Consider the following 15,877-nt stretch of genomic DNA (forward strand, 5'->3'; position numbering starts at 1 on the left):
GGCCGGTGGTGGGTCAGCGGCGGCGGCCCCGGCGGACCTTCAGCTCCTCGAAGCGGGGAGCGTCGCCGTCCTGGACGCGCTGCCACGCCCTGCGGTAGAGGTCCGCCGCCGGCTCGAACGGCACGATCACGCCGAACGGAACGTGTTCGTCGCTCACTTCGCCGAACAGCGGCAGCTTCCAGCGCTCCAGCGGCACCCGTGGGGCCGACTGCTCGACCCAGCCGCCGGGCAGGAACAGCGACCGGCCGGCCCGGGTCCGGGTGGCCTCCACCACGAGGTCGGTGGCGGCCAGTTCGGCGCGCGCCGCCTTCAGCCGCGCCGGCTTCCAGCCCGTCCACCGGGCCGTCATGCGGTCGGTCGGGTCGGGCATGGCCAGCAGCATCAGATAGAGCGTGGCGACGTCCTCCCCCAGCCCGTACTCCTTGGCCACCTCGGTGACCAGCTCGGGCACCGAACGGCTGGGGTCCTGCGGCCACCAGGTGCCGTCCTTGCCGCGCTCCCCCGCGATCGGCTCGCCGGGGTCGGCGAGCAGGGCCGCGAACCTCTGGTCGCGGACCACGCGCAGCGCCGCCTCGGCGGCGTAGGGCCGCTGGTTGTCGACGCGGACCGCGGGCAGGTAGGGGTCCTGGCCCGCCTCGTCGAGGAGGTCGACGCGGATGGCCGGGGCGGGCTGGTCGTCGTGCGTGGCCAGGACGACGGCGCCGTACCGCTCGAAGCCGGGGCCGGTCTCGGTGGGGGTGCCGGCGGTCTTGCGGAAGTCGGGCAGGCTGATGTAGCGCCCCAGGTCGAGCATGAGTCCGGGGTGGGCGAGTCGTTCGCGTACGGCGGTGAGGGCCGGAGGCAGCGCGGCGCGGACCGGGTCGCCGGCCGGCAGCCGGTGGGCGAGCCAGGCACTCAGGCCGACCGCGCCGACCAGCGTCTCCGCGGTGAAGCCGTCCGTGTCGTCGCCGACGGGTCGCGCCCGGTCGCCGCTGATCGCCCAGGTGAGGTCCCGGCTGAGCCGGGGTGAGGAGGCCGGGTCCACCAGGGCGGGCAGCGCCTGGCGGATCGGCCAGGAGGCGTGGCGGAAGGCGCGGATCGCGTCGCCGAGCAGTTCCTCCGGGACGGCCACCCGCTTGCCGACCTTGGCGTTCCACACGGCGGCGGCCGCCGCCACGTCCGGTCCCTCGGTCCACAGGCGGGCGGGTTCGGCGGGCAGCAGGGCGCCCACGACCGCGGCGCGCACCGCGCCGTCGACGCCGTGCAGTTCGTCCTTGGCGACGGCCGCCGGGGCCACCTTCACGCCGATGAGGGTGCGCGCCTCGGGCGTGAGGAAGCTGCGCTCGTAGACGTCGATGCCCGGCAGACCGGCCACGACGAGCCGGGCGATGGTCTCGGTCACGCCGGTCAGGCGGGCGAACTCCTCGGCGGCCTCCGGGAACCAGGGGGCCGGGCCGCGCTCGGCCAGTTCGGTGAGGAAGGTCCGCATCCGGCCCGGGAGCGGGCTCTCGCTCAGCGGTCGCGTCTGAAGCGCCGTGTAGGGCGGCGGTGTCTCGAAGCGTCCGGCGGGGTCGTGGAAGTAGCCGGTGAAGCAGGCGCGGTCGTCGTCGAGGGAGTTGCGGCTCGTGACGGCGATGAAGGCGCCGTCGGTCAGCGGGAGCACACCGTGCCAGGAGCCGTCGCGCCACGCTCCCGCGGTGGTGCGCAGGGGCGCCGCCTCCAAGTGCAGGTGTACCTTGCGCCAGGCGGTGGAGTCGTCCGGTGTCAGACCGAGGCGGTCGAACTCGGCGAGGAGGGTGCGCAGGGCCTCGCGGTGCTCCTCGGCGGTGGTGGCGGAGGCCGCCCGGTAGGCCAGTGCGGTCGTCCTCTCCAGCAGTCTGTCCAGGTCCGGTTGTCCGGAGGGCAGCGGGTGACCGTCGAGGTGGAGGCGGACGTCCGCAAGGGCGGGCAGGGCGGTGTCGGCGAATCCGCCGGCGCGGGCCAGGACGCGCAGGGCACGGAAGACGGTGTCGGCCTCGTCGTCGCGGTTCCACCAGTAACTGCGCGCCGAGCCGAGCCCGTTCACCGCCGCCATGAGCACGCCGTCCGCCGGTCCCGCCGGCCCCTCGTCCTCCAGCTCGCCTTCCAGGGCGCGGGTCAGCCGGGTGGCCGCCGCGTCCAGCACGGCCTGCTGGGCCGCGGCGTAGCGGGCGACTCCGGCGATCCCCTTCACCAGGGCGTCATGGCTGACCAGCAGGAGGGTGCGGATGGCTCCGGTCAGCGCTTCCCCGTCCTCGCCCTGCTCGCCCGCGGCAGCGGTCAGCAGTGCCGCGGCCGTGTCCCGGTCGATGGTCCGCAGTGCCGTCGACCCTTGCGGGTCACGTGCGGTCAGGCACTCCCAGAACTGGATGGGAGGCAGCAGCAGGGTGCCCTCGCCGAAGTCGCCGGGGGCGCGGTCGGTCTTGGCCCAGGCGGTGCGCACGCCGTCGGCGTCGACCAGGTCGAGCTGCCAGTTGTTGCGCACGACGGCCGTAGGGCGCTCCGCGCCGGGGAAGACGACCAGCACGTTCGGCACACCGGCCGTGGCGGGCAGGGTGACGGTGTGTCCGGCGAGGTCCTCGGCGCGCCGCGTACCGTCGGGCAGGTCCACCACGCGCAGGCCGGTCAGCCCGTCGACGGGGGCGCAGGCGGGGGTGGCCTCGGTGGTGGGAGCGGGGCGCAGCCTGCCGCCCACGTAGCTGCTGCCGGCGGGGGCCTCGCGCAGGGCGTCGGCGAGGAAGGCGGGCTTGCTCATCCGTCCGCGCTCGTTCGTGGCCGGGTCGTACTCGTACCAGCCGTGCGCCTCGCGGTCCTCGCCGTCCGCGTGCCAGACCCAGTAGGACGATCCGTCGAAGAGCAGCGGCCGCTCGTCGGGCAGGGTGGTGTCCCCGACGTGCACGACACCGCGGCCGGTGGTCCGGCCGCCGTCCGGCAGGGGCAGGGTGATGGGGAAGTCGCCGCGGTACCAGTCCATCTCGGTGCCCCGGGTGGAGTGCCCGCCCTTGAGGGACTCCACACGGTCGGCGCGCGAGTGCCAGTAGCCGCGCAGGCCGTCCCTGCGGGAGTTCCAGTACACGAGGAGTTCGCCGTCGACGTGGTGGAAGCCCGGGTCGCCCGAGACGTCGTTGGCGGGCAGGCGCAGGTCGTGGGTGAGTACGGTGCCGTCGGCGCCGATCACGCGGGCCTGGGACTTGCCGGCGACGACGAGGTGGGGCCAGGCGTCGGCGACCACGATGTCCTGCACCAGGTCCTTTGCGACGAGCTCGGCCGTCGCCTCCTCCCAGGCCCGCCAGCCCAGTTCGTCGAAGAGCCCGGCGCGCAGGGTGCGGGCCAGCACCGGTGCGAGGTCGGTGCGGACGGCGGCGCGGACGTCGTCCTCGGCCAGCACGAGCGCCTCGGCGGGCAGCCATCCGAGCCGTTCCAGTGCGTTCGGCAGTCCGGGCAGGCCCACGGCGGTGAAGCCCCGCACCACGGTGCTCACCCACTCGGCCAGCCAGGGGCGGCCGCCGGGCGAGGCCGCCAGCAGGCGGATGGCGCGCAGTGCCTGGTCGCCGCTGTGGAAACGGTTGGCGCCTCGCAGGAAGGCGTCGAGGAACCGCGCGTCGGCGCCGAGGAAGGTCAGCTCCCGCTGTCCTTCGCCGATCGCCCACGCCGTCAGCGGCAGCTCCTGGCTCTTTTCGGGAGCGGCCACCGGCACGTCCAGGGACAGCAGCAGGTCGATCAGGTCGATGTCGTGCGTGACCCTCAAACCCCGCCCGGACGCGGCGAGTTCGGTGCGCAGCCGGGCCGCGGCCCGCTCCACCAGCGGGTACAGCTCCGGCATCCGCGTGGAGCTGCGCCAGGACCGGGCCCGCTCCCTGAACGTCAGGAACCGCTCCAGCCAGCCCACGGTGCCGTCGCTCGGCCGCTGTTCGGCGGGCAGGGTGCCGTCCCACAGGCCCGTCGTCGCGCCGGATGCCTCCAGGACCTGCAGCCACATCTCGGGCACGTCCGCGTCGGCGCCGGCCGGGAGCATGTCCAGCAGCATGCCGCGCACGCGCGGTTCCCGCTCGGCGAGCGCCACCAGTGCGGCCCGGTGGCCCTTCCACCAGCCGGCCGAGGCACGCAGCGTGGCGGGCAGGCCGAGGAGCTCAGCCAGGTAGTCCTGTTCGGCCCGGTCGGCGTCCTGTCCGGCGCCGCGGGCGAGCTTGCGCAGGTCGTTGGCCATCTGGGCGGACGGCGGCAGCCCGCCCGCGGTGCGGCGCAGGCACAGGCGCGTGAAGCGCTCCAGCGCCTCCTCGGCCGACACCCGCGCGGCCAGTTCCCTGCCGTAGGCGGAGAGCACCTTCACCGGCAGGGCTCCGGCCAGCGCGAACTCCAGGAACACCGCGTCCAGGCGCTCCTCCTGCACCGTCAGTCCGTGCTCCGCCTCCGCCTTGCGGGCGCGGGTGAACAACTGGGCGGCGTAGGTGGCGTTCTCCTCGGCGAGGAAGACCCGGCCGGCCTGCTCGTAGAAGGTCGGCAGGAAGTGCGGGACCGACGCGGCCAGCCGCTGCCCGAGTTCCAGGTAGGCGTCCAGCGCGGCCTTCGGGCGGGACTTCGCCTGCCGGGCCGCCCGCTCCAGGTCCGGTACGACGCCCAGCGCGTGGTGGCCGTCCTCGGGGTGGTGCACCAGCACCCACTCGGGAAAGCCCAGCGACTGGCGCAGCCCGAGGCCCACGACGGCCGGCTCCGCGGCCGGCTCCAGGCCCAGGAAGCCGGCGGCCAGGTCCTCGGCGGCGCCCAGCTCGCCGGCGACCAGCCGGACCACCACCCGGTCCTCCAGGCCCGGGTGACGGTAGGCGCGTGCCGTCAGCGGCACCGCCCGCTCGTCGGCCGCCCCGGCGTCCGGTGGCAGCACCGCGCCCGCCGTCAGCAGTTCCTCGTACGACACCTGCGTCCCCCCGCTCATGCGTTCTTGCCTTCCTCGATCGTGCGCCCGGCGTACAGCGCCGCGGCCATCCGCATCCCCTCCGACCAGGCCACCGGGCCCACCTCCCGGAGTGGCAGGGCGCGGCCGTCCTGGTCGTGCCAGGTGAGGCTGCCGGTCTCCACCGTGTCCTCCCAGTACGGCTCGCCGATCCACACACTGGCCTCGACGGTGCGGCCGCCGTCGCGGACCCGGGCCGTGGAGTAGCCCCCCGATACGCGGTAGCCGAGCGAACTCGCCCGTGCGGCCAGGGCGAAGCGGGAACGGAACGAGCCGCCGGTGAACTCCCGTACCTCGGTGGCCTTTAGGTCGAGGTCCTCGGGCCGCTGCCAGGTCGCACGGTGGATCTGCTCCACCCGCTGGACGATGCCCAGCTCCGCCGCGAACTCCCGGATGTCGTCGAGGTCCGGCAGCAGCACCGGGTGCGGCAGGGTGACCGTCCGCGGGGACAGCCGTACGGTCTCGCCGTCCAGGTTCACCACGCGCAGTTCGCCGTCCTCCGTGGCCCCACGCAGGAATCCGACCTCGTCGGGGTCGTCGCCCACCACCGCGAGGTCGCGCAGCGCCGACTGCCAGGCCTCGTCCGGCCACACCCGGGCCAGCAGACCGGTGGGGACGGGCAGCGACGACACCATCCAGGAGTCGACCTGCGCGACACATGCCGTGGCGTGCCGATCCAGCCATTCGGCGAATCGGCGCAGCCGGTCGACCTCGGGATGGTCGCGCAGTGCGCGCGGCAGCGATTTCAGCTGCCGCCCCGCGGCCCGGCCCGAGGTGGCGCGCGCCGCCACCCGCCCGTCCACCAGGGCGACTTCGTACCCGTCACCCGCCGAGAGCCAACCCACGAGTCCCCGCCTTCCACATCAAGACAGCAAGAAGAAAGCACAGTTCAGCCGGGTATATCCCGGTGCCAGTGCGACGATGTGAGGAACGTTAGCGGCGATCACTGACAATCGGCGGTGGGAGAGGGTCACAGGACTTCTACAGTCCGGAGTGACGGCACCCCGTGCGGCCGTGTCCGCGGTTTCGGGTGGCGCAGGAACGCTCCGTGGCGGCGCCTGTCCGGCCGAGCGGTTTCAGCCGGGCGGCGGACGGTTGTCCGGTGCGTCGGCCGGCTTGTGGGGCGGGACTGACCGAGTGCAGGGCAGGGCAGGGTGCCGCCTCGCGGACGGCGTGGACACAACCGGCCTGCGACGCGCCTCGGGCAGACAAGGACATCAAGGAAAAACGTATGTGGCGTGGAGATCATCGTCCGGGTGCATCGAAAGAAGCTGCCATGGGCATGCATTCGGTCGTTTGATCCCTCCCCCACGAGGAGTGAGCGCGAGATGAGCGCCCCCACCACGGCACCCATCCCCACCCCCACAGCCCCCGGACGACTGCCGCTGATCGGCCACGGACTGCGGCTCGTCCGCGATCCGCTGCCGTTCATCACCTCGCTGCGCGAACACGGCAGTGTGGTGCGCATTCGCATCGGCCCGACCCCCGCCTACGTGGTCACGGACCCCGCACTGGCCCGGCGCGTCCTGGTGACGGACGCCGCCCACTTCCCCAAGGGCGGCAAGTACTACGACGCACTGCGGGTCTTCCTCGGCGACGGCGTGGCGACCGTCGCCGACGGCGACACGCATCTGCGCAACCGCCGTCTGATGCAGCCCATGTTCAGCAAGGCGCACATCGCCGAGCGCGGCGACGCCATGATCGACCAGGTGCGCGCGACGGTCGGCGCGTGGCCCGCGGCCGAACCGCGGGACGTGTTCGCCGGCATGAACGAGATCACCCTCGCGACGTTCCTCGTCGCCGTGTTCGGCGCCGACCTGCCCGCCCACCTGGAGGGCGAGTTCACCGCCCTCATGCCCGAAATCATGAGAGGAACGATTCGGCAGGTCCTTCTCCCGCCCTGGATCACGCGGCTTCCGTTGCCCGCCAACCGTGCGCACGCCGACCGTGTCGCCCGCCTGCGCGCCCTCATCGACCAGGCCATCGACCACCACACCGCCACCGTCGCGCCGGAGTCCGCTGTGGCGGACGGCGCGTCCGGCGCCGAGGCGTGCCCCCACGCGTCGCAGGCGCGGCGCCGACAGCCAAGTGGCTTGTTCGAGACCCTGCTGGGCGCGGAAGGCCAACTCGGCCGCCGGCAACTGCAGGACGAGGCCATCACCCTCCTGGCCGGAGCGATCGAGACCACCGGCACCACGCTCGCCTGGGCGCTGTACGAGATCGCCGGCCATCCCGCCGTAGAACGCCGTCTTCGCGAGGAACTGGCCTCGGTGTGCCAGGACCGGCCGCTGCGCTACGACGACCTAGACCAACTCCCGTACGCCCGAAGGGTTCTGCAGGAGGCCCTCAGGAAATACGGGGTGTCCTGGATGGTGACGCGGACCGCAGCCCGCGACATCGTCCTCGGCGGTCACCTCATCCCGGAGGGCGCCGACGTCGTGTGGAGCCCCTACCTGCACCAGCACGACCCGTCGTCTTATCCCGACCCGGACACCTTCGACCCGGACCGCTGGGAGGCGGACCGCGTTCCGGCCACCCGAGGGTCCTTCCTCGCCTTCGGTGACGGCCGCCGCAAGTGCATCGGGGAGAACTTCGCGTGGGTCGAGCTCCAGATCATCCTCGCGACCCTCCTCCAGATCTGGCCCCGGTTCACGATGACCTCTCCACCGCCGCGCCCCCAGGCCGTCATCACCGTCAAACCCGACACCCTGACCATGCGGTTCCACGCCGACTCGGCCGACTGACGGGGGTGTCGAGCGGCTCGGGACCCTCGCGCCGGGCCCCCTCCCTGACAGTCGGACCGGCGGCGACCGACCGTCAGGGAGCCGCGTCGCACCGCGAAGACCGCCACGGAGACCGCACTCCACCGAAGACGATCACGGGGGCGATGGACGGCCGTCACCGATGCCGTGCCAGGCTGTCACCGATGACATCAGGGTTCCGTGCCGCCCGGCCCGAGCGTTCCCGGGCAGTTCGGGCGATGGTGGTGCCGTCCGGTCCCGCGGGCCGGCGGCTCCCCACCTCCTGCGACGGGTGACCGGTCGGGAGAGTGGAGCTGCTCTCCTGCTCCGCGGCGCCGTCCGGCGACACGCGGTCGGCGCCGAAGGGCTGGCGGCTGACGTGGTCCGACGAGTTCTCCGGAGCGGCGGGGCAGGCACCCGACCCCGACAAGTGGGTCCACGACACCGGCGGAGAACCGCAGTGGGGCAACAAGGAATGGCAGTACTACACCGACAGAACCCAGAACGCGGCCAGCGACGGTGACGGTCACCTCGTCATCACCGCGCGCCGGGAGGAGCTGCCGGGCATGGGCCACTGCCCGTACGGCACCTGCGACCTCACGTCGGCCCGGCTGACGACGAAGGGCACCTTCTCGCAGACCTACGGAAAGATCGAGGCGCGCATCAGGGTTCCGGAGGACGGCCCCTTTCTGCCCGCCTTCTGGATGATGGGCGACAACGACTCCACGACGTCGTGGCCCGGGAACGGCGAGATCGACGTCATGGAGGTCGCGGGCGGTGAACCGGACACCGTCTACGGCACCGTCCACGGACCCGGCTACGGCGACGAGGGGATCGGCGGACATCGCACGCTCCCGGACGGCGAACCCTTCTCCGACGCCTTCCACACCTACGGCGTGGAATGGGACAGGAACCGCATCACCTGGTCCGTCGACGGTCACGCGTATCACGCCGACAGGCGAGCGTCCCACGGCGCCGGACGGAAGTGGGTCTTCGACCACGACTTCTATCTGCTGCTCAACCTCGCCGTCGGCGGCGTGTGGCCCGGGCCCGTACCCGAGTCGACCCCGTTCCCCGTCCGCATGCTGACGGACTGGGTTCGCGTGTACGAACGCGCCTGAGCGGCTGAGGGGCGCCGGCGTTGCGTGGGCGAGTCACGTCGCGTCGTCCAAGCCTCCCGTCTGTACGAAACATCCGGTGTCTGACAGATAATCAACCAGGACACAATCCCTCGAAAACCTCTAAACACCGTGCAGGGCAATCGCTTTCATCCCTGCAAAGGACTTGACGTCACTCTCCGCTGAATGACATTCATGGGTGACGTCCGACGTTCGTCGTCCCCCGTCCCTCAGGTACCACCAGTCCCCCACGCAGTGGCCCCACAGATCGGGAGTGAAAAGGTGTCAGGAAGACTGTCCCGCAGAAGGTTCCTCGGCACCGCGGGCGCCGCAGTGGCCGCTACGGCGGTGCCCGCCGCCGCGGGCATCGCCTTGCCCGGCCGGGCGCTCGCCGCCACACCTCAGGACAACCTGAGCAGGCTGGCCGACATGCGCTTCGGGATGTTCAACCACTTCAACCTCGGCACCTTCACCGACGAGGAGTGGGCAGCCCCGCACCAGGACCCCGCTCTGTTCGCCCCCACCGCGGTCGACTGCGCCCAGTGGGCGGCGGCGGCCGCCGCGGCGAAGATGAGCTACGGCGTGCTGACGACCAAGCACCACGACGGGTTCTGCCTGTGGCCGACCGCCTACAACAAGCAGAACGTCGCCTACAGTTCCTACCGGCATGACATCGTCGCCCAATACGTGAGCGCCTTCCGGGCCAAGGGGCTGAAGGTCGGCCTCTACTTCTCGATCTGGGACCGCACCCACACCGTCGAGGCGTACGACACCCGGCACGGCGTCGGCAGCGACGAGGCGGTCCAGCCCGGCGACCTCACCTACATCCTGGGCCAGATCACCGAACTGCTGACGAACTACGGCGCCATCGACCTGTTCGTCACCGACGGATACGCCTGGCAGATGGGCCAGCAGGCCGTGTCGTACCAGCGCGTCCGCGAACACGTGAAGTCGCTGCAGCCGGACATCGTCATGGTCGACCACGGCGCCCTCTCGGTGCCCTTCCTCGGCGACGCCATCTACTTCGAGGAACCGCTGGGCGTCACGGCGCCTGCCGGCAACACCTACGCCTCCCTGCAGGGGCAGACGGTCAGCAACGGCTGGTTCTGGCACCCCAGTACGCCGACCACCGACCCGATGAGCAAGGCCTCCATCCTGTCGCATCTGGCCGACCTGGAACCGAAGTACGTCTCCTTCATCCTCAACTGCCCGCCCAACCGTGACGGCGTGCTGGACGCCAACATCGTCAGCCGGCTGGCCGAGGTCGGCGCCGCCTGGAGCCCGGACACCTCCCGCGCCGCGCTGCCCACCCAACCACCGCGCGTCGAGCACCCCGTCACTCCCGTGAGCGCCTACGCCACCGGATTCCACACGGGCGAGGGGCCGTTGAACGCCATCGACGGGCTCAGCGACAAGAACTTCGAGACCTGCTGGTCGACTTGGGGCCTGTCGCTCCCTCAGTCGATCACCATCGACCTGGGCGGGGTGTGGAGCGACGTCTCCAGCCTGGAGTACCTGCCCAAGCAATGGAACCGCACCGACGCCACGGACGGCGACATCACCTCGTACACGATCTCCATCAGCATCGACGGCGTCACCTTCACGCAGGTCGCGGCCGGCACCTGGGCCGGTGACCGCACCCTCAAACTGGCGCAGTGGTCCGCCCGGAACGCGGGGTTCGTGAGGGTCCAGGTCAACGCCGCCACCGGCGGCTACGCCAACGTCGGCGGAGTCAGGATCGGCGGCCGCGCGGCCAAGCCGGCCCTGGTGTCCACCACGTTTCCCGGTGACGGCACGGTCTACCGGCTGGTCGCCCGGCACAGCGGCAAGGTCGCCGACGTGGCCGCGTCGGGCAGCGCCGACGGCACCGACGTTCTTCAGTGGACCTGGCACGGCGGGTCGAACCAGAAGTGGACCCTCGTCCCGACAGGCGACGGTTACTTCACGATCCGCGGCGTGGGCAGCGGCAAGCTCCTCGAGGTGGCCGGACTGTCCCGCGCCGACGGAGGAAACGTCGGCATCTGGTCGGACGCGAACGCCCCGCAGCAGCACTGGGCGGTGACGCCCATCGGCGACGGCTACCACCTGCTCGTCAACCGTTTCAGCGGCCTGTCGCTGAACGTCAGCGGCGGCTCCACCGACGACGGCGCCGACATCGGCCAGTGGACGTACAACGCGGCTGCGCAGGAGCAGTGGCAGATCATCGCCTCCTGACGCGGGCGACGCGCCGGGCGGGCGACCGCCCGGCGACCGTCTCGCCTCTCCTCACCGATTGACGCACGGTCATGACCATGCGACGCCGCCTGCCGATGCGTTGGATCAGCCGGGGTCAGGGGCGGTCGGCTGTGTGAGCGAGATCGTAGGGGCGCGTGTAATGACCGGACTGGTAGGCGATGTAGCGGGCCGGGGTCGTGGGGTCGGCGGCCGCGGCGCGGTTGTTGAGGACGGTGGCGTCGGTGTCGGGCCAGCGGCCGGTGCTGATGCGGTCCCCGGCAGCTCAGGCGCTGCACAGCCTGCTGCGCCATGGGGACAACCGCAGCGCAGGGGCGGTGGGGTCGCATGGGCCAGGGCGACACCACGACAACCAGATCACCGCCGCGCACAACCGTCCGGGCTCCTCGGCCTGGTGAACGGCGTTCGACGGCTGGGGCGCTTCGGAGGCCAGGCGGCTGCCGGCGCACACCGACGAGCCGGGGGCGACCATCGCGCGCAGCATCGGCTTCGCCGAGCTCACCTACTTCGGCACGCTCTTCACCCGTAGCACCGGCATGACCTCCGGCGCGTTCCGGTTCGCCCACCAGGGCCGGTAGCCGAGTCGGACCCACCGCTCGGCCGGTGAGGCATGATCGGTGGGCGGATGGAAGCAGCTACGGGGAAGGGACGTCAGGACCGTGGACGAGCGTGCGGAGATCTCGACGGCGAGCGACGCGGCGAACAACGCGCTGATCCTGGCCTTCGGGCGCTTGCAGGGAGCCGCGAACCGGCTGGAGTACATCCTGGGGCGGGCTCTGGAGGTGGAGTGCGGTATCAGCCATCTGATGTTCGAGGTGCTGCTCATCCTGGGCAGGGCGGGGGAGCCGGGGCTGTCGATGCGGGCCGTCGCCCAGGAGCAGGTCCTCACGACAGGTGGCGCCACGCGTCTGGTGGATCGTATGGAGGCGGCCGGCCTGGTCGAACGCGTCGAGGATCCCGGTGACCGGCGCGGGCGGCTGGTGCGCCTGACGCCGCTCGGCGAGGAGACCGCGGTCTCCGCGTCCCGGGTCCATGTCGAGAACATCAGGCGCTACTTCCTGGCGCCCCTCCCGGTGGAGGACCGGGACCGGTTCGCCGAAGACCTTCGCATCCTCAGCCACACGGCACGGGACACGCTGCCCCGGCTTCCCTGAGGGTCGTGGGCCGTCCCGTAGGAGCCCTCCCCGCATGCGTCGCCGCACCGACCGGCGCGACCTTGAAGCCGCGCGGCACATCATTGATTCGCGGCTTGACTCCAGGTTTCTGCTGGATTCGTGGGCTGTGCCGACCCGTGAACCAGGATGAATCGCCCGGCAGCCCTCTTCAGGAATATCTGACTAGTCAGATACTGTTGTGCTCGGTGAACCGCTCGCACCAGGCGAGTGCCCCACCCGATGCCGAGGTTCTCGATGCAGCTCGTCTACGCCTTCGACGCCTACTGCGGCTGGTCGCACGGGTTCTCCCCCACCCTGCGCAAGGCCGTCTCCCGCCACCCGGACATACCGGTGGAAGTCATCTCCGGCGGCTTGTTCACCGGCTCGCGCCGGGTCCCGATCCGCGAGTTCGGCTACGTCCAGGGAGCCAACGCCCAGATCGCCGAGCTCACCGGCGCCGAATTCGGCGAGGGATACGACCGACTGATCGCCGACGGCTCGTTCGTGATGGACTCCGAGGCCGCCGCGCGCGGCGTCGTCGCCCTGCGCCGGGTGGCCCCCGACCGGGCGGCCGAGCTGGCCGGCGCCCTCCAGCGGGCCTTCTACGTCGACGGCCTCAGCCTGTCCGAGTCCGCCACATACCGGAAGATCGCCGAAGAGGCGGTCCTTGACGCCGACGCTGTCGTTTCCGCCTTCGAGTCCCCCGAGGCGTACGACGCGGCGGCGGACGACTTCCGCCGCTGCGCCGAGCTGGGCGTCACCGGCTTCCCCACCCTGCTCGCCGTCGACGGTGGCCGCGTGGCCGTCCTGGCCCGCGGCCACGCCACCGCCGACGAAGTCGACCGGCGACTCGCCGCCCTCTCCTGACCGTGCAATCCCCGTCCCCGCAAGGAGCACCAACCATGAGCAGCAGCACTCTCTCCTTCAAGGTCTGCGATCTCGACTTCCCGGCCGGGTCCAGGAACAAGACGGCCACTCTCGTCACCGGCGAGCGTGAGGCCCTGCTGGTGGACGCGGCCTTCACCCGCGCCGACGGCCACCGCCTGGCCGCCGAGATCCTCGACTCCGGCAAGACACTGACCACCGTCTTCGTCTCCCACGGCGACCCCGACTTCTACTTCGGCGCCGAGGTCATCGCCGACGCCTTCCCCGACGCGAGGTTCCTCGCCACCCCCCTCGTCATCGAGCACATCAAGCACTCCTACGAAGGCAAGCTCAAGGCCTGGCAGGCCCTTGGCCCGAACCTGCCCACCCGCCTGGTCGACCTGGAGCCGCTGACCGGCGACCTCACCCTGGAAGGCCACACCTTCCAGCTCAAGGGCGGCCCGGCCGGCCTGCCCGACCGCCACTACCTCTGGCAGGCCGAACACCGCGCCCTGCTCGGCGGTGTCCTGCTCTTCCAGCAGGAGCACGTCTGGGTCGCCGACACCCCCACCCCCGGCGACCGCGCCGCCTGGATCGACCTCCTCGACGAGATGACCGCACTCAACCCGCACCTGGTCGTCCCCGGCCACCGCCTGCCCGGCACCGCCGCCGACGCCTCCGCCATCACCGCCACCCGCGACTACCTGACCGCCTTCGAAGAAGAGCTCGCCAAGGCCCCCGACGGCGCCACGCTGAACGACGCCCTGATCAAGCGCTTCCCCGACAACGGCATGCTGATCGCCGCCCAGATCGGCGCCAAGGTCGCCAAGGGCGAGATGAAGTGGGGCTGACCATGAACGAGTTCGCCACCTCCACCGCGCCCGCCGACGTCGTCCGCCGCCAATACCTGGCCTCGGCCGCCGGCGACCTGGACGCCCTGCGCGCCACCCTCGCCCCCGACGTGGAATGGACGGAGATGGCCGGCTTCCCCCTCGCCGGCACCTACCGCACCCCCGACGCCGTCACCGCAAACGTCATGGAACAACTCGGCCAGGACTGGGACGACTGGACCGCCCACGACGACACCTACATCGTCCACGGCGAGAACGTCGTCGTCCTCGCCCGCTACACCGCCACCCACAAGACCACCAACAAACCCATCGACGCCCGCGTCGCCCACCACTTCGTCGTACGAGGCGGACTCATCGTCCGCTTCGAACAATTCGCCGACACCGCACTCATCCGCGACGCCATGAACAACTGACCCTCCCGCTACTTGAGGACAGCTCAGATGAACCCCACTGTCGTTCTCGTGCACGGAGCGATGCACACCCCGTGGATCTTCGAACCCCTGCGTGAGAGGCTCAGAGCCCGCGGCATCGCCTCCCAAGCCGTCCAACTGCCCAGCAGCAGCCCCGACAGCGCGGCCACCCAGGGGCTGACCGAGGACGTCGAGGTGGTGCGCGCCGCTGTCGCGGCCGTCGACGGACCTGTGGTGCTCGCCGCGCACTCCTACGGCGGAGTGCCGGCGACCTGGGCTGCCGCCGAATCGGGCCAGGTCGCGGAGCTCGTCCACATGGCCGCCTTCGCCCTGGAAGCGGGCACCTCGATGATGGAGTGGATGGGCGGCGACTTCCCGCCCACCTGGAACCACTCGCCCGACGGCCTGGCCGTCAAGGCGGGAGACGCCGAGGAGTCCATCTTCAGCGGTGTCGACGCGGCCCTGGCCGCCGAGGCCGTCGCACGCCTCAACTGGCAGGGCATGCGCGCCTTCACCGAGAAGCTGGGCGCCGCGCCCGCCGACGTTCCCCTGACGTACGTCGTGGCCACCGAGGATCCGGCACTGCCGCCCGCGGTACAGGAACAGTGGGCCGCGCGTGCCGCACACAGTGTTCGTGTTCCCTCCGGGCACTCCCCGCACCTGTCCCATGCCGACGAGGTGGCCGACGTTCTCGCCAAGGCCGTCGCGCGGGCCTCGTCCAACAGGCCCTGAGCGCAATGCCGTTGCGTCAGCTCGGTGGGAGGCATCCGACGGACTGCCCCTGATGGCCGTCCCGATCACCTCCGGCACGGGCGCCGAGACCAACGGCTTCGGCGTCATCGAGGACACCGCCGCCTGCCGCAAGGTCTACAACGGGCATCCCTCGGTCAAGCCCCGGATCGCTTTGCTGGACCCGGAACTGACGCTTGGCCTGCCCGCCCCCGCCACCGCGACCACCGGCATCGACGCCCTCGTGCACGGCATCGAGTCGCTCGCCTCACGCGGCGCCAACCCGGTCTCCGTCGCCTACGCCACGCAGGCCGTGACGATGGTGAGCGCCGCACTGCCCACGGCGTACCGCGACGGTTCGGACCTCGACGCCCGTGCCGCACTGATGATGGGCGCCCATCTCGCCGGCCAGGCACTCACCCTCTCCGGGCTCGGCCTGGTGCACGGAATCGGCCACGCGCTGACCGCGCACACCGGCACCCCGCACGGTGTGGCGCTCGCCGCCGTGCTGGAGGAGGTGATGGAGTTCAGCGCCCCCGCGGCACAGTCGGCCTACGAGCAGGCGGCACGCGCCATGCGCCTCGCCCCGCCGGCCGACGGAGACTGGGCACGGGCCGCGGTGGAGGGGGTGCGGGAGATCTCCGGCGCCCTGGAGGTCAGGCGGCCGCTGCGTGATCTGGGAGTCGACCGGGCGATGCCGGCCTCCATCGCGGCCGGCGCGGTCGCGGACGCGGTGACGAAGAACGCCCCGCGCCTGCCGAGCGAGAGCGACGTCCTGGAACTGCTCAGGCTGACGTATTAGCCCTGCGGCTCAGCACATCGCCGCTGCTGGC

At 71.6% G+C, this 15,877-nt stretch carries 11 protein-coding genes; 9 read left to right on the forward strand and 2 right to left on the reverse strand.

Features of this window, described 5'->3' with window-relative positions; translation table 11 throughout:
* Window positions 1-13: 13 nt before the first annotated feature.
* Window positions 14-4,927: a DNA-binding protein gene (locus LN251_RS37195; protein WP_458248563.1), complete on the reverse strand. Its 4,914-nt coding sequence runs from the start codon at window positions 4,925-4,927 to the stop codon at window positions 14-16.
* Window positions 4,924-5,790, reverse strand: coding sequence for a DUF4132 domain-containing protein (locus LN251_RS37200; protein ID WP_458248564.1), 867 nt, complete (start codon window positions 5,788-5,790; stop codon window positions 4,924-4,926). Before LN251_RS37200 ends, LN251_RS37195 begins: the two co-directional genes overlap by 4 nt.
* A gap of 483 nt (window positions 5,791-6,273) precedes the next feature.
* Between LN251_RS37200 and LN251_RS37205 the strand changes: the two genes are divergently transcribed.
* From LN251_RS37205 to LN251_RS37245, 9 genes are all read left to right on the forward strand, one after another.
* Window positions 6,274-7,689: a cytochrome P450 gene (locus tag LN251_RS37205; RefSeq protein WP_458248565.1), complete on the forward strand. Its 1,416-nt coding sequence runs from the start codon at window positions 6,274-6,276 to the stop codon at window positions 7,687-7,689.
* A gap of 305 nt (window positions 7,690-7,994) precedes the next feature.
* Complete coding sequence (locus LN251_RS37210) at window positions 7,995-8,807, forward strand: glycoside hydrolase family 16 protein (protein ID WP_458248566.1); 813 nt, start codon at window positions 7,995-7,997, stop codon at window positions 8,805-8,807.
* 426 nt (window positions 8,808-9,233) lie between these two features.
* Window positions 9,234-11,018 (forward strand): alpha-L-fucosidase, encoded by a 1,785-nt coding sequence (locus tag LN251_RS37215; RefSeq protein ID WP_458249507.1) that lies wholly within the window; start codon window positions 9,234-9,236, stop codon window positions 11,016-11,018.
* Between the two features lie 677 nt (window positions 11,019-11,695).
* Window positions 11,696-12,190: a MarR family winged helix-turn-helix transcriptional regulator gene (locus LN251_RS37220; protein ID WP_058920874.1), complete on the forward strand. Its 495-nt coding sequence runs from the start codon at window positions 11,696-11,698 to the stop codon at window positions 12,188-12,190.
* Window positions 12,191-12,445: 255 nt separating this feature from the next.
* Window positions 12,446-13,057, forward strand: a complete 612-nt coding sequence (locus LN251_RS37225; protein ID WP_458248567.1) for a DsbA family protein — start codon at window positions 12,446-12,448, stop codon at window positions 13,055-13,057.
* Between the two features lie 35 nt (window positions 13,058-13,092).
* Window positions 13,093-13,905, forward strand: coding sequence for an MBL fold metallo-hydrolase (locus tag LN251_RS37230; protein WP_458248568.1), 813 nt, complete (start codon window positions 13,093-13,095; stop codon window positions 13,903-13,905).
* A gap of 2 nt (window positions 13,906-13,907) precedes the next feature.
* Window positions 13,908-14,318 (forward strand): nuclear transport factor 2 family protein, encoded by a 411-nt coding sequence (locus LN251_RS37235; protein WP_458248569.1) that lies wholly within the window; start codon window positions 13,908-13,910, stop codon window positions 14,316-14,318.
* A 27-nt stretch (window positions 14,319-14,345) separates the two neighbouring features.
* Window positions 14,346-15,047 (forward strand): alpha/beta fold hydrolase, encoded by a 702-nt coding sequence (locus LN251_RS37240; protein ID WP_458248570.1) that lies wholly within the window; start codon window positions 14,346-14,348, stop codon window positions 15,045-15,047.
* Window positions 14,983-15,846 carry an iron-containing alcohol dehydrogenase family protein gene (locus tag LN251_RS37245; RefSeq protein WP_458248571.1) on the forward strand — a complete coding sequence of 288 codons (864 nt, stop codon included), beginning with the start codon at window positions 14,983-14,985 and terminating at the stop codon, window positions 15,844-15,846. The genes LN251_RS37240 and LN251_RS37245 overlap by 65 nt, the downstream gene beginning before the upstream one ends.
* The last annotated feature ends 31 nt before the right edge of the window (window positions 15,847-15,877 follow it).

Source organism: Streptomyces sp. MAI_2237, from assembly GCF_054189285.1.